Source organism: Selenihalanaerobacter shriftii, from assembly GCF_900167185.1.
In the GTDB taxonomy this organism is placed as follows: Bacteria; Bacillota; Halanaerobiia; order Halobacteroidales; family Acetohalobiaceae; genus Selenihalanaerobacter; species Selenihalanaerobacter shriftii.
Genome location: NZ_FUWM01000020.1, coordinates 1 through 21,224, shown reverse-complemented (window position 1 = coordinate 21,224; position 21,224 = coordinate 1). Strand labels below are relative to the sequence as shown.

Genomic DNA, 21,224 nt, shown 5'->3' with positions numbered 1-21,224 from the left:
AAACTTTAAGAAACTTCTAAAGTTTTTCAAACCCGTACCGAGCGGTTTTGGTAAAACACCATCATATTTACCATTTACAACTCAATATTCTAGCATATTTTACGTATAATGTCAAGTCCAAATCGCTCGAATCACTTCGCCTTTAGCATAAGTTCGGTAAACATCAGTAATTTCTACTTTTACAGTTTCACCGACTAAATGACCACCTTCAATAATATCTATAATGAATCCTTCTATCCTTGAAATTCCATCTTGTTTGTTAGTAACATGAGTCTCTTCTATCTCTAGAGTTATCTCTTCACCTACTTCTACCGGTGAAGCCAACTCTGCAATTTTTTCTTTGCTACTTATATCTACTATCTCAATCTCTTCTATATGTAATTCTTCAGAACCTTTTACATAAATATGTCTATGTAACTCTTCTTCTAATTCTTTAAGATTATTGCCTCCTAAACCTATCAACCTAGAAGCTACCCGAGGATGAACTTTTAATAATACCGCCTCTTCATCACACTCTGCAAAGATATGCCGTAATTTCCGAATCGCTCTTAACGCAATTGTATCTTCCGATAAAACTCTCCCTCGACCTTCACAATATGGACAGGATGTTTGTAGAAACTCTTCTACTCCTTCTTTTTCTTTCTTACGAGTCATTTCAACTAATCCTAATTCTGTTAAACCTAAGATAGTAGTTTTAGTCTTATCCTTTTTCAATTCTGCTTCTAATACAGATAATACCTGATTCTGATCTTCTCTATTATCCATATCAATAAAATCAATAATAATGATACCCCCGAGATCCCTTAACTTAATCTGTCTAGCTATCTCTTCAGCTGCTTCAATATTAGTCTTAAGTACAGTATCTGCTAAATTTGTACTTCCCACATATTTACCAGTATTTATATCAATAGCAGTTAAAGCTTCAGTAGGATCAAAAACAATATACCCACCACAATCTAACCATACCTGCCGCTGTAAAGTCTTCTCAATCGCTCCTTCAATTTCATAGTAATCAAATATAGGTTTGGACTTTTGATATAATCTTACTTTAGATTGTAAATGTGGAGATATAAAACTTAATAATTCTTTTATATCTTCATATTCCTCTTTATCATCTATTGACATTCGATCTACCTTATTAGTAAATTTATCCCTGACTAATTTATTAACTAAATTTAAATCCTTATGAATTAAAGCTGGTGCTTGACTATTGTGATAGTGATGATTAGTCTTATCCCATAATCTAAGCAAAAAATTTAAATCATGTTTTAATTCAGACCTAGATTTATTAGCCGCAGCAGTTCGAACAATGACTCCTTTATCATCCGGTTTTAATTCATGAGCTATCTTCTTTAATCTATTTCTTTCCTTATTATCAGTAATGCGGCGAGAAACTCCTACATGATCTACCGTAGACATTAAGACTAAATATCTACCTGGTAAATTCAAATCACAGGTAGCTCTAGCCCCTTTAGTGCCCAAAGGTTCTTTAGTAATTTGAATCATGATTTTTTGTCCAGGCTGCACTACTTCTTGAATAGATAGATTTTTATTTTGTTTCTTTTTCCCAACCAAGGAAAAAGCATCACTTACATGTAAAAAAACATTCTTATCTAAACCTACATCAACAAATGCAGCCTGCATCCCTGGTAATACATCAGCCACTCTTCCTTTATAGATATTTCCCACTATTCGTTGTTCATCATCTCGCTCAAAATATATTTCAGCTAATTCTTTATCTTCTAAAATTGCTACTCGTGTCTCTCGCGGATCAATATCAACTAAAATTTCCTTAACCATAACTTTTCATCTCCCTATTAAATTTCCAACATTTATTCTAAACTACTTCACAAGGAGTAATTAACTTATTCTTTCCTTATTAATTCGTAAAGATAATAGACTAATACCAATTCATAATTCAGAATAGTCATCTACTAAATGATATAAAATTAGTATTTAATAAATGATAATTTTTTATTATTCTATCTTATAATTAATACTACTTTTTTACATTCTGGATAAAACTATAAAATCCCTTTATTTAACTATTACTTAGATTAATTCCTTAACTCGAGTATTAATGCCAAAATTTAACATACCATCAATAATTTCTTCTTCAGTCAAAGTAGCAACAATATCCAGATTTTGATTTAATATCACAACAGTGTGAAAATATTTAGGTTTAAATTTTTCTATAATTCTTTTAATTTGAGCATCTTTTATGACAACTAGTTCTTCATTTCTTAAAATTTCCTCTGCTTGTAACCTTTCCTCTTTTTGAGCCAGATATCTCATTAATATAAAGATGCTATTTTTATTCTCTTTAGAAGCAGAAATATAAATAAAAAAAGCAATAATTAATATAATTATATTAAAATATCCTAACCATAAACCAATAATAGCTAATATTCCTACTCCTATAGATAAATACTTACTGATTTTAATAGATAATTTAGTAGCCTGCCTAAATCCTAATTTCTCTGTTTTAACTGCTCTTAAAATTCTACCTCCATCTAATGGAAAAGCCGGAAGTAAATTAAAGAAAGCAATGATTAAATTAGTCCTAATAAAAAAGAGACTCCAATCAACAGAAAATAAAGAATATCTTAAAGCAACTATCATTCCCATGGCCAAGAACAGATTACATATAGGTCCTGCTAAAGCAGTTTTAATCTCAACTAATGGCTCTAATTCTAACAAATCTCCATACTTAGCTACTCCTCCAAAAGGTAATAACTCTATCTCATCTATGGAAACATTGTTGTTTTTAGCTACTATTACATGAGATATCTCATGTAATAAAGCAACTCCAAATGTAATCAAAGCTTTATCTAATAACCGAAAATAACCAAATATCAAAATTACAACCAAAAATAATAGATTTAATTTTATCTTAACTCCCCAAATTTTAATTATGTACATCTTAATTCCACCTTAATATTCATATTTACTATAAAATATATTAAGGTAGAATTAAGTATATGATATTCTAAAAAATTAATTTCTTCTTTCGAATATTAACATTAATGATTAAACCGATAGCTAGAATATTTGTTAACAATGAACTTCCTCCATAACTAATAAATGGTAATGGAATCCCAGTAATTGGCATAATTCCAACTACCATTCCTACGTTCTCAAAGATATGAAAAATAAACATAGACAGAATACCTACCACTAATAATTGTCCAAAGTCATCTTTAGCCTCTAAAGCTACCTTAATTGCTCTCCAAATTAAAATAAAATAACAGATTAAGACTACTGCTACTCCTATAAACCCAAACTCTTCCCCCAACACTGAAAAAATAAAATCGGTATGTTTTTCAGGTAAAAAACCTAATTGACTCTGAGTTCCATCAAATAAACCTTTACCCAATAAACCTCCAGAACCAATAGCAATCTTAGATTGAATTATATTATACCCATAACCTAATGGATCTAAATTTGGATTCCAAAAAATTATTAATCTCATTAATTGGTATTCTTTTAATGGAATAGGTACCCCAAATTGAAAATGTGCTATTAACATTCCTCCAATTAAGGCACAAACCGTCCCGGCTATACTAAAATAATATTTAAGATTAGCCCCTGCAATATAAAAAATCCCAGCAAAAATTGCTAACAAAACCAAAGTCGTTCCTAAATCATTTTGAAGTAAAACTAATATAATAATTGGTACAATATATAAGCAAGAGAATATAAAATGCTTTAATTCTTTTAACTTTTGCCTACGATCTGCTAAAAAGTTAGCTAGAGCAATAATCATACCTAATTTAGCTAATTCCGATGGCTGAAAACTTAACGATCCTAATTGAATCCAACTCTTAGATCCAGCAACCTCTTTTCCTAAAAACAAAACTCCAACTAACATTAGAATAGTCAACATATATATAAGATTAGAATAATTTCTTAAAGCTCTATAATCGAAGATTAGACTTACTATTACTAAAATTACCCCTAATATAGCGGCTATTAATTGCTTCATAATAAATCGATTACCAACTGAACCATCGATATGTGTAGCACTATCAATAATCAATATTCCTATTGCTATTAAAATAAGTGTTATCAGCGGAATTAAATAGTCTAAATCTTGAAGTAATTTCTTCATCCTGATATTCTTTAAACTCATGCTCTTTACCTCCTAACGAACGAGCTAGTTAAAGGCCTCATTATAGATTATATATTACTTCAACTAACTAGTCTACCTTGTTAGGCAAAAAAATCAGACCAGGAAATCCTGGTCTGATTAATTTAACTATTTTTTTACAGTTCTATTTAATGATTTCACTGGAATATTAGCGACTAATGCCATGCTTTCATTATCTTTATCTAAATCTATATTTAAATTTTCTTGTTCAATTTCAACATATTTAGAAATAACTTCAATTAAATCTGCTTCCATATCTTCTAATAGTTCAGGAGAGATATTAATTCGGTCATGAATTAAAACTAACTTTAATCTTTCTTTAGCTAAGTCTTTACTATCAGTTCCTTCTCCAAAGAAACTTTTAATTTTCTCTAACACTAAATATACCTCCTCCTAAATTATCCTAAACCAATAATTCTTTTAAATTTATCCATTATCCCTTGCTCCAAAGGCATCAATGGTACTTCTTCTCCTTCAATTCTTCTAACAATATTTTCAAATGCTTTACCTGCTTGAGTACTTTTTGCAGTTAAAACAATTGGTTCTCCTTTATTAGTAGAAACTACAATTCCTTCATCATCAGGTACTACTCCTAATAACTTAATGGCTAAGATTTCAATCATATCATCAATCCCCATCATATTACCTTTTTTAACCATATCTATTCTGATTCTATTAATGATTACTTCTGGGTCCTTGACTCCTTCAGCCTCTAGCATACCAATAATTCTGTCAGCATCTCTAACAGCAGAAACTTCAGGAGTAGTCACGATTATAGCTCTATCAGCTCCTGCTATAGCATTCTTAAAGCCCTGCTCAATACCTGCTGGAGAATCAATAAGTACATAATCGAATTCCTTCTTTAACTCAATACATAAATCTTTCATTTGTTCTGGATTAACAGCAGTTTTATCTCTGGTTTGAGCTGCAGGTAATAATGTCAAACTATTATACCTTTTATCCTTAATTAAAGCCTGTTCAAGCCTACAATTCTCTTCTACAACGTCCACAATATCATAAACAATTCTATTCTCTAACCCCATAACTACATCTAAATTTCTTAAACCTATATCAGCATCTATTAAAGCTACTTTCTTACCTAATTTAGCTAGTCCTGTCCCCAAGTTGGCAGTAGTAGTGGTCTTTCCTACTCCTCCTTTACCTGAGGTAATTACTAATGCTTGTCCGGCCATAAATAATCCTCCCTTTTTAACTTAATTAATTTTTTAAAACTTTAATAAGAATATCTCCACCTTCAATTAGAGCAATCTCTGGTTTATTAGGATGCTTAATCTCTCCATCTGGAGACCTACAGATTTTATTCCCAATCCTTAATTGAGTAGGCTGTAGTCTAAAAGCTGCAATTGTAGCATCTTCTTTTCCAGTAGCCCCAGCATGTCCTACTCCTCTAAAGGTTCCCATCACCATAATATCCCCTTTAGCTACTACTTCTGCTCCTGGATTAACATCACCTTGAATAATTATATTTCCATCATACTCAATTGATTGGCCAGAACGCAGAGTCTTGTCCAACCATAAAGTAGAAATTTCAGGTTCATCTTCATTCTTATGGTCCTTTGGATTATCCGGAAGACTATTTTTAACAATCTCTATAACTGATAAACCAGGCAAAGAAGTAAAAAGTTTAATTAATCTCTCTTTCTGTTTAGAACTTAATTCTCTTTTACCAATATCAAGTTTTATTTTAGCATCTATAAAAAAATTCTCTGCTTTAGACGCCTTCTCTTTTAAGTCTTTAATTAAGTAATCAAACTCTACATCTTCATCCAAAACAATTACTAAACTCCCCTTATCCCACTTAAAGAGAATTCTATCCTTCTGCATAATCCACCTTCCCCCTGGCCCAAAATAACATCATTATATTTATTTATTTCGTGAAAAAATTTACATTTCCTTTTTTTCATTTATAAATTATTCTTTTTTTGCATATTATTGTGAATTTTTTGCAGGTTTAGCTTTAGAAATTAAATAACTTTCTAAAATTCTTTTGGCTATTGGCAACGTATTACTACTAGAATTACCATGTTCTAGAAAAACAACTATAGCTACTTGTGGATTATCAGCTGGAGCATAACCAGCAAACCAAGCATGATTATTTCTATTACCTCCGGTCTGAGCCGTTCCAGTCTTACCAGCTACTTTAAATGGTAACTTTTTAAACATATAGGCAGCAGTTCCGTAATTAGTAACTCCTACCATTCCTTCCTGTAAAATTTCAAAAGTCTTCTTTTCAATATTTAATTTATTAAGAATTTGTGATTTGAAATTTTTAACTACCTTGCCTTGATTGTTAATAACTTTATCAACTATCTGTGGAGAATATATAGTACCTCCATTAGCCACAGCAGATACTAAATTGACCAATTGAACCGGAGTAGTCTTTAAGTTCCCTTGACCTATAGAAAGATTAATTGTGTAACCCGGAAACCAAATTTGATTAATTCTTTTGCTGAATATTTTTTCTCTCCAAGTAGGATCAGGAACTAAACCTGATGCTTCATTCGGTAAATCGATACCTGTTTTTTGACCTAACCCATAATTTCTAGCATATTTTTGTAATAATACTTTATCTGTCTTATATAAACGATGGCCTAATTTATAAAAGACAGTATTATTAGAAAATGCAATAGCATCAATGAAATCTAAATTCCCTTGTCCCCCTGTTAACCAATTATTAAATCTAATTCCACCTACTTTGTAATAGCCAGGATCATAGAATTGACTATTAGCAGTTATACCTAACTCTTCAATAGCAGCCGTTCCAGTTACTAACTTAAAAATAGACCCAGATGGTGGAGCGCTTTTTATTGCTCTATTAAATAATGGACGTAAAGAATTAGTATTTAATTCTTCCCATTTTTTAATTGAAATCCCACCAGAAAAGAGTGATAAATTATAATCTGGGGCACTAGCCAAAGCTAAGACTTTTCCATTATTAGGATTTAAAGCTACAACAGCTCCTCCAGTTGGTAGACCTTGAGATTCTTCACTATTCTTATCTTTTGCTTTTTGACGTAACTTCTTTAATTCATTTTTAAGATTCTTCTCAACAATTTTTTGCAATTTAAAATCAATATTCAAAACTAAATCATCACCTGAAATAGGTTGTTCTACCCCTAAAACACGAATTTTTTGACCTAAATTATTTACTTCTATTTGTTTTCTACCATCTTTACCTTGTAAATATCTTTCATATTCTAATTCCAAACCAGTTTTTCCTACAATATCATTAGTTTCATAACCAAACTGCTCATATTCTTTTAATTGAGATGCAGAAATTTCACCTACATAGCCGAGCATATGACTAGCGAAATGACCATAAACATAATCTCTAACCGGCAATTTATCAATAATTACCCCTGGTAATTCACTTTTACTTTCTTCAATAATCACTAATTCTTCTTGGCTTATATCTCTTTTTAATACTACACTTTTATGATTACCCTTTTTTTCAATCTTATCTCTTAATTTGGTTGGTTTAACCTTTAATATTTCTCCTAACTTCTTTAAAGTAAGAGTTAATTCTTCTTGAGCCTTTTCGGGAATAATAGAAACTGTATATGCTAAACGATTTGAGACTAATACTCTACCGTCTTTAGTCTTAATCTTACCTCTTGGCGCTTGAATATCTCTAATATCTATTCGATTTCCATTAGCCAATTTCTGATACTTATTGCCTAATATAATCTGCAAATAAAAACTTCTCCCAATTAAGGTTACAAATAAAATAATAATTATTATTCCAAAATACTTTACACGTTGGTTAAATTTATTTTCTACACCCAACTCAATTTCCTCCTACTATTTTAAATAATTATCTAAAAATTTATATTTAATGTAATACATCATAGGATAAATAAATAGAGATAATAAAATATGATAAATAATTAACGGAAGTGTAACCTCTTTAAATCGAGTCCAAAGTTCAGCCTGTAGCATAATATGATCAGTTAAAATCACCATTAAAAGTTGACTGAAAATAGTAGATACAGTTATAACAAGTCCAGGAATAATAATGCTTTTAGGGTATATCTTCTTTTGTAAAAATCCACATGCATAACCAAGGATTAATTTAATAACTATATTACTACCAAATAATCCACTTGAAAATACATCTTGAATAAGTCCTGTGAAAAATCCTATATAAGCCCCTTTACGATAACCATTAAGCAATGCTGAACTAATTACTATAATTAAAAGCAAGTCTGGAGTTACCCCCCAGACTGGATAAAAAGCAAATATAGTTATTTGTAAAACTAATGAAATTAACATTAATACAAAATAGACTAGGTACTGCATCTACCCGCCTCCTGAATTAAAAATCAGTAATTACTAAGACTTCTTCAAAAGTTTTTAAATCAACAAAAGGTTTAATAATAGCTACACGAGTCAACCCATAGTTTTCAGGTTTTAACTTTTTTACTTTACCAATTAAAATCCCTTTAGGATATATTTTCGATAATCCCGAAGTCACCACTTTATTTCCAGCTTTAACTTCAGCATTCCATGGCAATTTATTCATCTCTAATAATTCTGTCTGACTTAAAGTACCATTTACTATTCCAATTTCACGAGATTCATTTTTAGAAATCAGTCCGCCAATAGCAAAATTAGGATCATTTAATAATAAAATTTGGGCATTATTAGCAGTAACCTTTTCGATTCTACCTATTAAATAACCATTATAAGTAACTGCTAACATTTTCGGTTCTAGTCCAGCTTCACTACCTCGATTAATAGTCACTATTCGAGACCAATTACTAGCACTTTTCCCAATTACCTTAGCGCCTACAATTTCAAAATCTTCTCGCTCTTTAAAATTAAGTAATTTCCGTAATCGACTGTTCTCTTTAGCGATTTCATTTAACTGCTGAACCTTCCAACTTAATTTTTTCACTTCTTTTCTTAATGAAGTATTCTCCTGTTTAACCTGCCGATAATTAAATATAACATTAAAAGTATCTGTCACTTTATCATTTATTATATTTACTCCAGCTAAAAAAGGAGAAACGAACTCAATTACTAAACTTTCACCCCAATCTCCATCAGGCAAGACATTACCAACTAAATTAGCCAATACTAAAATCAAAATTAAAATTACTAGAATAGATATGAACCGATTGTGCTTTGTGAATAAATTAGCCAATAATAACCACCTACTTTGATTCTTTTCTATTTTAAGATAAACGCTTAGGACTTATTAAAACATCACGTAAAGTATTTAATTCATCTAAAACTTTACCAGTTCCATGCACAACAGAATTAAGTGGGTCTTCAGCTAAATATACTGGCATTCCTGTATTATCACATAATAATTTATCCAATCCAGTCAATAATGAACCACCACCAGCCATAATGATACCTCTATCCATAATATCTGCAGATAGCTCTGGAGGAGTACTCTCTAAGGTGTTCTTCACAGCTTTAACTATATCGGCAACTGGTTCTCTTAATGCTTCTTGTACCTCATCTGTAGTAACTGTAATTGTTTTTGGTAAACCATTAACTAAATCTCGACCTCTAATATCCACCTCTTCTTGTTGCTCTACATCATATACGGAACCAATATCCATCTTAACAGATTCTGCTGTTCTCTCACCTATCATCAGATTATAATTGTTCTTTATATAACTAACAATCGCTTCATCCATCTCATCTCCACCGATTCTAATAGATTGTTTAGTAACTATTCCACCTAAAGATATAACAGCTACTTCAGTGGTACCACCACCAATATCTACTACCATATTACCTGTTGGTTCGTGTACAGGTAATCCAGCTCCAATAGCTGCTGCCATCGGCTCTTCAATTAAATAAGCCTCCCTAGCACCAGCATGTAAAGCCGCATCAATCACTGCCCGTTTCTCTACTTCAGTTACGCCTGAAGGAACACAAATAATAATTCTTGGCCTAACTAATCTCTTTCTTTTATGTGCCTTAGTAATAAAATGTCTTAACATTTTTTCTGTAATTTCAAAATTAGCAATAACTCCATCTTTCATTGGTCTAATGGCAACTATATTACCTGGAGTTCTACCAATCATTTGCTTAGCTTCATCTCCTACTTTTAAAACCTCATCACTATCTTTTCTAATAGCCACAACTGAAGGCTCAGTAATTAAAACCCCTTTACCTTTAATATAAACCAATGTATTAGCTGTTCCTAAATCTATTCCCATATCTCGTGAAAATGGTGCAGTCAAAAAGTTCAGTACCATCTTTAGTTGCTCCTTTCTTCCCAACTTATTTGAAATAACCTTTTTCTTTAAGGCTAATATATTCTTCATTTCCAACAATTAAATGGTCTAAAATTTCAATTCCCATTATCTCTCCAGATTTTCGTAACCTATTAGTGACCTTAATATCCTCAGAACTAGGTTCTAGACTGCCGCTAGGATGATTATGTGCCAAAATGATTGCAGCACTATTCCTTCTAATAGCAGGCTTAAATACCTCTCTGGGATGCACTATAGAACTATTTAAACTTCCAACTGAAATTTCTTCTATAGTAATCACTCTATTTTTTGTATTCAATAATACAGTTACAAAATGTTCTCGTTCTAAAAATGACAGTTTAGCTAATAATAAATTAGCCACATCTCGAGGTGAAGTAATAATTTCATCACGTTGTTTAGAACTAGCCATTCTAATTCTTCTACCTAGTTCAACAGTAGCACTAATCTGAGTAGCTTTAGCTAAACCTATTCCTTTTATTTCTTTTAATTCTTCTAGACTTAAGTCTTTTAAAAACTTTAAACCCCCAGCATAAGTTAATAATTTATTAGCCAACTCTATAGCTGTATCACTTCTACTTCCAGTACGAATAATTAAGGCTAATAACTCTGCTGTAGACATAGCCTTTGAGCCAAATTTAAGTAATTTTTCTCTTGGTCTTTCATCTTCCGGTAAATCTTTAATTGTCAAATTCCATTCAACCAAACTTGTCACCAACCTTTATTCAGACTATTTGGTAACCTAACTCTTTACAGTTAATAACTAATTTAGACAACGGTAAACCAACAACATTAGAATAAGAACCATCTATTTTTTCTACAAAGACAGCTCCTCTTTCTTGAATTGCATATCCACCTGCTTTATCCATAGGTTCACCAGTAGCGATATAGTCTGATATATCTTGGTCAGTAAAATCTTTCATTATTACTTTTGTCATTTCATAATCTATCTTTTGTTCTAAAGTATTAGTATCAATAATTGCAAATCCAGTTATAACCTGATGTTCAGTCTCTCTTAACTTAGAAAGCATCTCATAAGCTTCTGCATTAGAATTAGGTTTCCCTAATACTTCATCTTTATAGACTACAACAGTATCAGCACCAATAACTAAACTATTACCAACTCTTTTAGCCACGTCATCCGCTTTAGCTAAAGCCAGTTTCTGTACTAAATCTATAGGATCCTCACCATTAATTTTAGTTTCGTCTACATTACTAGGAATAGTAACAAAGTTCACATAAATCTGCTCTAATAATTCTTGTCTTCTAGGTGATGCAGATGCTAATACTACTTTTTTCATTATCATTCCTCCAACCACTATAAAAGAACCACTATTAATTTCAATTCTTTATTCTTAATTAAATTCCTGTGTAAATTTAAAATTTAATCTTAAATATTTTTCTAAGTGAATAACAGTTAAACCTATAAAAACTCCAGTAGGCAAAGCAAAGAGTAACAAATAGGGTAAATAATAGAATATCCCCCAATTATTTATAACTAAATAAGCTGTTACTATCTGTCCTATATTATGGGCTACAGCTCCTAATAAACTAATCCCTACTATACTAAATTTATCACTTAAATATTTGTAAGCTAGAGCCATTAAACTAAAACTTAACAACCCACCAGCTAGACTTAAATAAAAACTAGTAGTCATAAATGTACCTATTAATAATGATGAAATAATAATCCTTAATAATAATACCTTAAACCCAGCTTTAGAGTCAAACAACACTAATGTTAATAGAATTATACTATTTGATAACCCTAATTTGGCTCCAGGGACTATTATTGAAGTAGGAATTAAAGCTTCAACCATGTGTAAAACTACTGCTAAAGCAGTTAACAATGCTAAGTATAGAAGCTTTTTATAGCTATACACACTTTCCCCTTCCTTCTATTTATTATAACAAAATAATTTAAATAATAATCAAATTTCATACTACTATTAATTAATTATTTACTTACTTATTACTTTAGTTTCAATTAAATTTACTACTTGTTTTATATCTTCTTTATTAAACTGACTTTTATCATTCTCTTTATTCTCAATAATCATCAATATATCTTCATCATCTAATGTAAATAAAGGTTTAGAAAATTTCGCTGGTCGAAATATCTCAATTTTTGGCTTATTACCTGTTTTATATCCTTCAGTTATAATTAAATCAATATCATCACTTATATAATCCTCAATTATATGATCTAAATCAACTTCTGTCTTTAATTCTCTAATCATAGCTAATTTATTCTGTGAAGATAACACAACTGTTTCAGCACCAGCTCGACGATGTTTCCAACTATCTTTTCCTGGTTTATCTATCTCAAAATTATGAGCATCATGCTTAATAGTTGCCACTTTATACCCTCTTTCTTTTATCTTAGGTATTAATTGCTCAATAAAAGTAGTTTTTCCTGAACCTGAATTACCTACCATAGAGACTACTGGTATCATATTGACCACCACCTATCTATTCTAATCATAAAATTATACATAAATTCCCCGTCAATAGCTTTCGTCATATCCAACATAAAGTCCTTTAATATAGCATTATAATATTTACGGAAACTTATTTAAAATCAGGTTGCTTGTCCATAATTTAATACTAAATTTATATATTAAGTACTATTCTTTTATTTCCTATATAAGATAGATAATTACATAGTTATCGTATTATTTGATATTGTTTCCAAATAAAACCATTTTAATAAGGCGCTAAGCATAATTTATATATATTTATTATAATCACCTTAATCAAATCTAAGTCTTAAAATAATATAGTTATATCGTTATTATAATAAGATATAATGCCTTACATAAGTGATAGGCATCACACCAATAGTAAAGAATCCTTATAACTAGCCTATTCTACGTCATTTGAATCATCATTTGTAGCATTTTTAAATTCTTTAATTCCATTACCTATAGCTTTCCCTATCTCAGGTAATTTACTTGGACCAAAAATAACTAAAGCAATAATTAAAATAAGAATTAACTCTGTAGGACCTAATCCAAACATTTCATCCCCTCCTTTAATTTTAAATACTAGCCAATAAGTACGGATTTCTCCTGTCATAATTCCAATTTTTTAGTATTATCTAATTACCTTTTTACTTATTTTATCATGACATATATTAATTTGCAATTAATGGACTTTATCACTTACATACTGACAATTAAAACAGATCTCTTGCGTACTTTTAGCTGTATAAAAATAATCACCACATTCTTGACATTCAATCTTTGACCCACGGAACATTTCAAAACTCTTCTCCAAATCAATCTCTGTAAGTTTTATTTTTTCATTCCTAACCTTAGTCACTTTAATAGCATTATAAAGACAACTAATCTCACAGAGTCGACATGAAGTACAGAGTAAAGGATTAAAAGTAAAACTTAATTCTTTTTCTTTTCTTTCTAATTGAAGTGCATTAGTTGGACAGAGATTGCTACAACCTTGACAGAAATCACAATTCGAATTAAATTCAACTAAAGAAAGATTATTTCTTATTATCTGTTGTAATTCATCGTCTCTCATATCCAAGACCAATAATAACTTTAATAATCTAACTCTTTTTTCTGAAATGCTCGTCTCACTAAAGGTATCTAAGCCATCTTTATTCTGAGATTCCTTGCTATCATTCACGTTAACCTTTGGTTTTAAAATTTTAAATAAGTCACGACGATTTAAACTTAATTCTGAAGCATCATCACTAAATTCAATCTTATTAATATTTAATGAACTATTCTCTTCTTTAATTGGTTCTTTTTGAGCATAATAAATTCTATTCTGCTTAGAAATATCTTTCAATAATTCTTGGCAAGTAAATAATACTTCTTTAAATAAATCTTCTCCAATACTCATTTCACAGTTCTGACATTCGGCCGCTACAACCCAAATATCTGAAGCTCCTGCTAATAGACTTTCCATCAGTAATCGTTCATCTAATCTACCTAAACAGATTACTTCTACTCCATCTTTAATCCTCTGTTTATTTTGAGAACAATATATCTTAATTCTTGATCTCTTCTCAGCTAAAGATCTAATTTGACCACTTAATTTGCCATTAGATTCTTTTAAAATATTAAAGACTCCTGTTGGACAGACTTGATAACAGAAGCCACAGTGGTTACAATTATTCTTTTTTAATTTTAAATTTGTACCTTCTAAAGTAATTACATCATAAGGACAGACATCATAACATTTATTACAAACCTTTTTATTAAAGATATTATTTATACATAAATCTTGATTAACCTTCAATTGGGTTAAATCAAAATCACTAATGAAATTTAATAATTTTTCTAATCCTAACATATCTTTATCTCTCCTCTACATTCTTGAAAATATAACTCGGTTCAGTAACTTCTGAATTAGGCAACGGATTATTCTTGACCAAATTCTTCTCTGCATCAGATAACTCATCTTCTCTCTTTATCTCTAAAGCCTGCATTAAACAACTTTCCACACAACTAGGCAATTCATTATTCTTTAATCTATCTAAACAAAGATTACATTTATAAGCTTTTGATTCATTCTCTGAAAAATACGGTGCCTGATATAAACACCGCTTAACACAACGCTTACAACCGATACATCGATCAGAATCTATTATAACTATTCCATCTTCTAACCGTTTATCAATCGCATTAACTGGACACACTTTTTGGCAGAGGGGTTCTTGACAGTGATTACATGATATTGAAATAGGATGAGGAAGTACTTTTCTTAAATTACCATTTACCTCTTCGTTCTTCTGGGAGCATGCAATTATACAGCTATTACATTCTATACATAAGTCTTGGTTAAAGATAAAATAATACTGATTCATTCTTTCTCCCTTCCTTAAAAATTATTATTTAAAAATCCTACGCCTAAAATTTTGACGTAGGATTTTCATAAATACCTCTTCTATTCTTCTTTATCTTGGTCACCCTCTATTGATGTTGCATTCTTAAATTCTCTAAAACTATTGAGTTACATGGCAGCTCACACAGTTTGGCCGCTCGGGATGAGTAGTTACTGTTGCTCCCATAACTCCAGATTCATGACACATTAAACAATTCTGTCTATTCTCAATACTATGGGGAACAGTAGGTGGATATCCTGCTTGTGCTCCCGATTCAATAGAATTATAACCACTCAATACTAATAATCCTAATAAAGTTACCAATAACCCTATCATTATCTTCTTATCCATTATTTTATCACACCTCCGGAATTATGCTTTTCTCATTTTAACCGCACATATTTTATATTCTGGTTCTTTAGAACTAGGGTCAACGGCATCTATAGTTACTAAGTTAATTAGACGTTTTCTATCAAAGAATGGTACAAATAACATTCCTGGTTGCGGAACACCTCTACCACCAATTTTAGCTTTAAGTTCTAATTCACCACGACGAGAAATTAATTTAACTATATCTCCACTTCTAATATTTAAACGTCTTGCATCATCTTCATGAATCTCAACATAGGTTTCCGAAACTGCTTTCTTCAATTCAGGCACTTGCATAGTCATTGTTGCTGTATGCCAATGTTCTACCACTCTACCAGTGGATAAAACAAATGGATACTTTTCATCTGGAGACTCTGCAGGTCCTTTATTTTCACGGGCATAAATGATAGCTTTACCATCTGGTTTACCATAGAATTCAATGCCTTCTTTTACATATGGGTCATCCGGAGCTACATATCGTCGTGCTGTTTCGTTTCCATCCACAACTGGCCACATTAAACCTCTTTTTTGTCGATAAGCATCATATGGTGCTAAATCTTTCCCGGTACCAAGGGTACATTCTCTATATTCTTCAAAAATTTCTCTTTCTGGATGATCCTTATATGGAAACAAATCTCCATACCCCAATTTCCTAGCCACTTCAAGAAATTGCCATAAATCAGGCTTAGCATCTCCTGGAGCATCAACAGCCTTTTCAAAATGCTGTGTTCTTCTTTCAGTATTACCAAAGACTCCTTCCTTCTCTACCCACATAGCTGATGGTAAGATTACATCAGCGTACTTAGTGGTCTCTGTTGGATATACATCAGAAACTACTAAGAATACATCTTCTAACCCCTTACGATATTTATTGAAATTAGGTAATGATTGTGCCGGGTTAGTAGTTGTTACCCAGAGTGCTTTAATATCACCACGATTAATTGCCTCAAACATAGCCATTGTATGATAACTTGGCTTAGATGGAATCTTATCTACATCAATCCCCCAATGCTTGGCCATCTCTTCCCTATGTTTTTTATTTGCAACTATTCTATGTGCTGGAAGCTTATGAGTAAATGTTCCTACCTCTCTTGCAGTACCACAAGCACTCGGTTGTCCAGTTAAAGATAACGGTGAAGAACCTGGACGACAGATCTTTCCTGTTAATAGATGTAGATTATGAATGGCATTATTTATGAAGACTCCTTGCACCTGCTGATTAACTCCCATTGTCCATAAGCTTAAACTTTCTCGCTTAGGATCAGCAAACATTCTAGCAGCTTTTCTAATATCCTTTGGATCTAAACCCGTAATTTTAGCAGCCTTTTTAGGAGTATAATCTTTTAAAAAAGATTTGAATTCATCTAAATTAATTTCTTTACCGTTCTGCTTTAGATGAGTGTGTTTATTAATAAAATCTTCGTCAATTAAACCTTCATCAATAATTACATAAGAGATTGCATTTAATAAAGCAACATCGCTACCTGGCTTCATGAATAAATCTAAATCAGAGATCTTATGAGTTCTTGTCTCTCTTGGGTCAGCCATAATTACCTTAACATCACTATTTCTTACTCTACGCACAACTCTTGCATAAAGAATAGGATGACATTCGGCCATATTAGCACCAATGATAAAGAATAGATCAGCATTTTCAATATCATCATAACAACCCATTGGCTCATCTTTTCCAAAGGTAGTTAAGTAGCCACCTACAGCACTAGCCATGCATAATCGGGCATTACATTCTAGGTTATTAGTTCCAATGGCACCTTTCATCAACTTACTTAAGACATAACCCTCTTGAACAGTTGATTGTCCAGAAGAGTATATAGATACGGAATCTGGACCATAATTATCTATGTATTTTCTATACTTCTTAGCTATTAAATTCAAAGCTGTTTCCCAATCAGTCTCGACTAGTCTTCCATTTCTGCGTATCTGTGGTTTAGTCAACCTGTTTTCTGTAGCATTCATTAATTTGCCTAAAGAGTATCCTTTTACACATAAGAATCCTTTATTTACTGGATTCTTCTTATCTCCTTTAACTGTAACTACTTTATCATCCTTAACACCAACTAAAACTCCACATCCAGTCCCACAAAAACGACAAGGTGCTTTTGTCCACTTATCAACCTCATTACTTGCGTTAGCAGTAGAGAATAAGGATTTATCCTTAGGATTGATTCCTGCTGCTGTCATTACCGCTGCAGCTGCTGATGCCTTTAAAAAACTTCTTCTTGTAAGTTTCATTAACTGCCCTCCTTAAACATATAAACCTTAATTTAAAAACTGCTCTTTAGTCTGATTTTTAGAGAATTCTTCTTCATAATTGATATATGATGGGAATACACCAATAATCTCATTTAATCCTTCTAATTCCTTTATCTGCTCTTCTAATATATTAGTGTCCTGAGCCTCAATAACAATTACTACTTTACCAGCCTTTTCAGTCTCATAAAAAGTTAGATTTTCTTCTCTTCTAAGTAAGTCCAAGACCTTCTCATTGAAATTCTTATCATATTCAACTAAAGCTCCTGCTATTAACAATAAATCTCCCCCTTTATTTCATTAATAATTATCTATGTGATAAAAATAACTAATTTAAACAAAATAAAATATCCTCTACTAAAAATTAATTAATATATATTTCACAAGTTATATGATACTTCTCCTAAATCTCATTTGTATGTGATATTTTAATAATATTGTATTACTTTTTTCGTCAAATTTGTATGATATGTGTCATAATCATTCATATTACAAATGAAAAAAGCACTTTCTTATGGATATCCATAAGAAAGTGCTTAAAATAAATTTTAATTAATATAAAGTTTTAATTTCCATTAACAACTGCTTTTAACCCAGCAGCATCTTTTATAATTAAATTCTTGCCTTGACCAATAATTAATCCTTTATTCTTAAAACCACTAATTACTCTAATAGCCGTCTCCATGGAAACCCCTAGCATATCTGCCATTTCTGCCCGAGTTAAAGTTAAGTTTAATTGCATTCCGTCGACTAATTCTTTATTCTCACCAGTAGCTAAGGAGATTAATAGATTAGCTACTTTCTCTTTCGCCGATTTAGTTCCTAACAAAAAGATTCTATTATATGCATTTGTAACTTCATCAGTTAATGCAGAAATGAAGTTTTTAGTTAAAGAAGCATTTATAGTAAATAATTTATCTAACTTACTCTTATTTAAGTAACAGACTACTGAATCACCTATAGCTTCTGCAGTATGTCCATAATTACTCTTATCTCTTAATGCACACAATCCTACTATTTCTCCAGGAGCTACAACACGTAATATCTGTCCTTGACCGTTTAATGAACTTTTATATAATTTTATTTTTCCTGATTTTACTATATAGCAACCATGCATATCTTCTCCTTGGTAAAAAAGTTTCTCCCCGTCTTTAACTTCTTGATCAATTAATAATTTTTCGACCTCTTTCAATTCTTCTGAGGATAATTCAGCTAAAATACTATTCATTCTAACTGAACATTTAACACACCTTCTCATTTAATGGCCCCTCCTTTAAATTAATCAAGTCTATTTAAAACTTTTAAAACTTGATTATAATCATCTCTGGTATTAACATTAAAAAAAGAATATAAATGTGGATCAAATTCTTTAATTTCTGCTTCTTCTATATATTTAACTTCTACTGTTGGCCAAAAATCCATGATCTTATACTGTTCTTTTTTTATTGATTCTTCTATCTTAATAATACATTCTTTACTATAAATAGCATGGAGTGGTTCAAATTGACCATTTATTCTAGGGACAAGAAGATCAGGTAGTTGTTGACCTAACATATATTCTATTAATTTCAGATTCAATAAAGGCATATCACAGCCAATAACTAAATTATGATGATCATTACTAGCCATTAAACCTGCATGTATTCCACTAAGAGGCCCCTGATGGTTAAAATCATCAACAGCTATTTGGACATCATATTCTTGATATAAATTTTCATCTTTAGTTGATATAATAATCTCCGTAAATACTGTCTTTAATTTTTTTATTAAATACCCAATCATAGTTTCTCCTCTAAATTCCATTAAATGCTTATTAGCCCCTTCCATTCTAGAACTTTTACCACCAGCAAGTATTATGGCTGCCATCCCACTTCCTCCTTATTTTAATTATTTAATAAATCTTTAAATCCTTTACTCTTCCATTTTTCAAGATCCGTTGTAATCAACATACCTTCAATCTGTGAATGATTTTGAATATATGCCTTAGCATCTTCAAAACCTAATATAAATAATGCAGTAGAGAGGATATCAGCTGTAAATGAAGAATCACTAATAATAGTCACACTAGCTAAACCTCTGGCTGGATATCCAGTATCCGGGTCTAAAACATGATGATATCTTTTACCAGCTTGCATAAAATAACGTTGATAATCTCCAGATGTAACAATATTAGTCTCTTTTACTGCAATTACATCTAAATAAGTATCATCAGGATCTTTCTCATCATCTCTAGGATTTCTAATTCCTAATCTCCACTTGTCTCCATTATATTTAGTTCCTATAGTCCTAATATTTCCTCCCGCATTGATTAAAGCTGATTTAATTCCGGCTTCTTTAAGTATTTTAGCCGCCTTATCGACGATATAACCTTTAGCAACTCCACCTAAATCAATCTTCATCCCTGGCTTAGCTAACATAACTGTTTCTTTCTCTTCATTAATAATAATATCTTTATAATTAACCAACTTTAATTTTTCCTTTAACTTTTGGGTATTAGGTACTGTTTTATTCTCTGTCCCAAAACCCCATAATTCAATAACAGGAGCAATAGTAATATCGAATTTGCCATTTATTGAACTTCCATATTCTTTAGCAGTCTTAATCATATTTAAAATATCATCATCAACTTTTACTGGTCTAATTCCAGCTTGACGATTAATTTTACTAACTATGCTAGCTTGCTTATATCTATCTGATTCATCTGCTATTTGGCGCATAACTTTTATTGCATCTGTCACTGCCCTTTTAGCATTATCTCCTGTAGCCTTAACAGAAACCACGGTGTCCATAAAGAATTCTTTAGTCTCATATTGAGGAGGTTTTGAATTAGTTCTAATAAAACCTATAGCCAAAATCCCTATTATAAATAAAAGTATAAAGCCTATCCCAATCTTTCTTTTTGTTTTCATTTATACCCACCACCATTTACATATTATTCTATCAATATTTCACATAAACTTTTACATAATTTTATCATCTTCAAGACTTTTTTACAAATACAATGACACCTAATAACTATATTGAGAATTGCAAGGTTAAATGCACGGTTTTTCTAAAAAAATTGTCCTCTGTTTATTTATCCAAAATTTTACATAAAAATAAATGATCTGCTTATCTATAATAATTATATATCAATACTTTAAATAATAATTCATTTGTTTTCCCTACAAATACTCAAAATATATTTTTTAAATCTGTCAAGGACGTGCGATAGCACGGGCAAAGCCTTTATCCTTGTACTGATCTAAAAAATATTTTATAATCTTCAGCTAAGGAAAACAATTAAAATTGTATCTGATTTTACTGTGGTATTTAGAATAAAATTATA

Annotated in this window: 23 protein-coding genes; all 23 read right to left on the bottom strand. The window is 31.0% G+C overall.

Annotated elements, in window-relative coordinates:
• Positions 1–111: 111 nt before the first annotated feature.
• On the bottom strand, positions 112–1,800 hold the full coding sequence (locus B5D41_RS10870) for an Rne/Rng family ribonuclease (protein ID WP_078810681.1): 1,689 nt from the start codon (positions 1,798–1,800) through the stop codon (positions 112–114).
• A gap of 252 nt (positions 1,801–2,052) precedes the next feature.
• Positions 2,053–2,922, bottom strand: a complete 870-nt coding sequence (locus B5D41_RS10865) for a M50 family metallopeptidase (protein ID WP_078810680.1) — start codon at positions 2,920–2,922, stop codon at positions 2,053–2,055.
• Between the two features lie 67 nt (positions 2,923–2,989).
• The gene (gene rodA, locus B5D41_RS10860; RefSeq protein ID WP_234983940.1) at positions 2,990–4,132 is read right to left on the bottom strand and encodes a rod shape-determining protein RodA; all 1,143 of its coding nucleotides are present in this window, start codon (positions 4,130–4,132) and stop codon (positions 2,990–2,992) included.
• Between the two features lie 126 nt (positions 4,133–4,258).
• Positions 4,259–4,528, bottom strand: a complete 270-nt coding sequence (gene minE, locus B5D41_RS10855; RefSeq protein WP_078810679.1) for a cell division topological specificity factor MinE — start codon at positions 4,526–4,528, stop codon at positions 4,259–4,261.
• A 20-nt stretch (positions 4,529–4,548) separates the two neighbouring features.
• Positions 4,549–5,343: a septum site-determining protein MinD gene (gene minD / locus B5D41_RS10850; RefSeq protein WP_078810678.1), complete on the bottom strand. Its 795-nt coding sequence runs from the start codon at positions 5,341–5,343 to the stop codon at positions 4,549–4,551.
• Positions 5,344–5,368: 25 nt separating this feature from the next.
• Complete coding sequence (gene minC / locus B5D41_RS10845) at positions 5,369–5,995, bottom strand: septum site-determining protein MinC (RefSeq protein ID WP_078810677.1); 627 nt, start codon at positions 5,993–5,995, stop codon at positions 5,369–5,371.
• Positions 5,996–6,100: 105 nt separating this feature from the next.
• The gene (mrdA, locus tag B5D41_RS10840) at positions 6,101–7,957 is read right to left on the bottom strand and encodes a penicillin-binding protein 2 (RefSeq protein WP_078810676.1); all 1,857 of its coding nucleotides are present in this window, start codon (positions 7,955–7,957) and stop codon (positions 6,101–6,103) included.
• Positions 7,958–7,972: 15 nt separating this feature from the next.
• Positions 7,973–8,470, bottom strand: coding sequence for a rod shape-determining protein MreD (mreD, locus tag B5D41_RS10835; protein WP_078810675.1), 498 nt, complete (start codon positions 8,468–8,470; stop codon positions 7,973–7,975).
• Positions 8,471–8,486: 16 nt separating this feature from the next.
• Entirely contained in the window at positions 8,487–9,317 is an 831-nt protein-coding gene (gene mreC, locus B5D41_RS10830) for a rod shape-determining protein MreC (protein WP_159442944.1), read from the bottom strand.
• A gap of 31 nt (positions 9,318–9,348) precedes the next feature.
• A complete protein-coding gene (locus B5D41_RS10825; RefSeq protein WP_078810718.1) occupies positions 9,349–10,389 on the bottom strand; it encodes a rod shape-determining protein in 1,041 nt (346 codons plus the stop codon).
• 25 nt (positions 10,390–10,414) lie between these two features.
• Entirely contained in the window at positions 10,415–11,110 is a 696-nt protein-coding gene (gene radC / locus B5D41_RS10820; RefSeq protein WP_078810673.1) for a RadC family protein, read from the bottom strand.
• 19 nt (positions 11,111–11,129) lie between these two features.
• On the bottom strand, positions 11,130–11,705 hold the full coding sequence (locus B5D41_RS10815; RefSeq protein WP_078810672.1) for a Maf family protein: 576 nt from the start codon (positions 11,703–11,705) through the stop codon (positions 11,130–11,132).
• A gap of 54 nt (positions 11,706–11,759) precedes the next feature.
• Complete coding sequence (locus B5D41_RS10810; protein WP_078810671.1) at positions 11,760–12,287, bottom strand: Gx transporter family protein; 528 nt, start codon at positions 12,285–12,287, stop codon at positions 11,760–11,762.
• 78 nt (positions 12,288–12,365) lie between these two features.
• Positions 12,366–12,860: a molybdopterin-guanine dinucleotide biosynthesis protein B gene (gene mobB, locus B5D41_RS10805; RefSeq protein ID WP_078810670.1), complete on the bottom strand. Its 495-nt coding sequence runs from the start codon at positions 12,858–12,860 to the stop codon at positions 12,366–12,368.
• 409 nt (positions 12,861–13,269) lie between these two features.
• Entirely contained in the window at positions 13,270–13,425 is a 156-nt protein-coding gene (gene tatA, locus B5D41_RS10800) for a twin-arginine translocase TatA/TatE family subunit (RefSeq protein ID WP_078810669.1), read from the bottom strand.
• A 126-nt stretch (positions 13,426–13,551) separates the two neighbouring features.
• Positions 13,552–14,724: a 4Fe-4S dicluster domain-containing protein gene (locus B5D41_RS10795; RefSeq protein ID WP_078810668.1), complete on the bottom strand. Its 1,173-nt coding sequence runs from the start codon at positions 14,722–14,724 to the stop codon at positions 13,552–13,554.
• 4 nt (positions 14,725–14,728) lie between these two features.
• Positions 14,729–15,238, bottom strand: a complete 510-nt coding sequence (locus tag B5D41_RS10790) for a 4Fe-4S dicluster domain-containing protein (protein ID WP_078810667.1) — start codon at positions 15,236–15,238, stop codon at positions 14,729–14,731.
• A 138-nt stretch (positions 15,239–15,376) separates the two neighbouring features.
• A complete protein-coding gene (locus B5D41_RS10785) occupies positions 15,377–15,607 on the bottom strand; it encodes a hypothetical protein (protein ID WP_078810666.1) in 231 nt (76 codons plus the stop codon).
• 21 nt (positions 15,608–15,628) lie between these two features.
• Positions 15,629–17,878, bottom strand: a complete 2,250-nt coding sequence (locus B5D41_RS10780; RefSeq protein WP_078810665.1) for a molybdopterin-dependent oxidoreductase — start codon at positions 17,876–17,878, stop codon at positions 15,629–15,631.
• Positions 17,879–17,905: 27 nt separating this feature from the next.
• Positions 17,906–18,175: a chaperone NapD gene (locus tag B5D41_RS10775; protein WP_078810664.1), complete on the bottom strand. Its 270-nt coding sequence runs from the start codon at positions 18,173–18,175 to the stop codon at positions 17,906–17,908.
• A 286-nt stretch (positions 18,176–18,461) separates the two neighbouring features.
• Complete coding sequence (locus B5D41_RS10770; protein WP_078810663.1) at positions 18,462–19,154, bottom strand: Crp/Fnr family transcriptional regulator; 693 nt, start codon at positions 19,152–19,154, stop codon at positions 18,462–18,464.
• A 20-nt stretch (positions 19,155–19,174) separates the two neighbouring features.
• The gene (gene mobA, locus B5D41_RS10765; RefSeq protein ID WP_078810662.1) at positions 19,175–19,762 is read right to left on the bottom strand and encodes a molybdenum cofactor guanylyltransferase; all 588 of its coding nucleotides are present in this window, start codon (positions 19,760–19,762) and stop codon (positions 19,175–19,177) included.
• Positions 19,763–19,779: 17 nt separating this feature from the next.
• Positions 19,780–20,805, bottom strand: a complete 1,026-nt coding sequence (locus B5D41_RS10760; protein WP_078810661.1) for an FAD:protein FMN transferase — start codon at positions 20,803–20,805, stop codon at positions 19,780–19,782.
• Between the last annotated feature and the right edge of the window lie 419 nt (positions 20,806–21,224).

Bases quoted from the DNA above. Each gene is read 5' to 3' on its own strand.
- B5D41_RS10785 (WP_078810666.1), bottom strand. From the start codon at position 15,607: ATGGATAAGAAGATAATGATAGGGTTATTGGTAACTTTATTAGGATTA.
- B5D41_RS10760 (WP_078810661.1), bottom strand. From the start codon at position 20,805: ATGAAAACAAAAAGAAAGATTGGGATAGGCTTTATACTTTTATTTATA.
- B5D41_RS10780 (WP_078810665.1), bottom strand. From the start codon at position 17,878: ATGAAACTTACAAGAAGAAGTTTTTTAAAGGCATCAGCAGCTGCAGCG.
- B5D41_RS10815 (WP_078810672.1), bottom strand. From the start codon at position 11,705: ATGAAAAAAGTAGTATTAGCATCTGCATCACCTAGAAGACAAGAATTA.
- tatA (WP_078810669.1), bottom strand. From the start codon at position 13,425: ATGTTTGGATTAGGTCCTACAGAGTTAATTCTTATTTTAATTATTGCT.
- B5D41_RS10870 (WP_078810681.1), bottom strand. From the start codon at position 1,800: ATGGTTAAGGAAATTTTAGTTGATATTGATCCGCGAGAGACACGAGTA.
- mobA (WP_078810662.1), bottom strand. From the start codon at position 19,762: ATGGCAGCCATAATACTTGCTGGTGGTAAAAGTTCTAGAATGGAAGGG.
- B5D41_RS10865 (WP_078810680.1), bottom strand. From the start codon at position 2,922: ATGTACATAATTAAAATTTGGGGAGTTAAGATAAAATTAAATCTATTA.
- mobB (WP_078810670.1), bottom strand. From the start codon at position 12,860: ATGATACCAGTAGTCTCTATGGTAGGTAATTCAGGTTCAGGAAAAACT.
- mreD (WP_078810675.1), bottom strand. From the start codon at position 8,470: ATGCAGTACCTAGTCTATTTTGTATTAATGTTAATTTCATTAGTTTTA.
- B5D41_RS10790 (WP_078810667.1), bottom strand. From the start codon at position 15,238: ATGAATCAGTATTATTTTATCTTTAACCAAGACTTATGTATAGAATGT.
- B5D41_RS10825 (WP_078810718.1), bottom strand. From the start codon at position 10,389: ATGGTACTGAACTTTTTGACTGCACCATTTTCACGAGATATGGGAATA.
- minC (WP_078810677.1), bottom strand. From the start codon at position 5,995: ATGCAGAAGGATAGAATTCTCTTTAAGTGGGATAAGGGGAGTTTAGTA.
- minD (WP_078810678.1), bottom strand. From the start codon at position 5,343: ATGGCCGGACAAGCATTAGTAATTACCTCAGGTAAAGGAGGAGTAGGA.
- B5D41_RS10795 (WP_078810668.1), bottom strand. From the start codon at position 14,724: ATGTTAGGATTAGAAAAATTATTAAATTTCATTAGTGATTTTGATTTA.
- rodA (WP_234983940.1), bottom strand. From the start codon at position 4,132: ATGAGTTTAAAGAATATCAGGATGAAGAAATTACTTCAAGATTTAGAC.
- B5D41_RS10770 (WP_078810663.1), bottom strand. From the start codon at position 19,154: ATGAGAAGGTGTGTTAAATGTTCAGTTAGAATGAATAGTATTTTAGCT.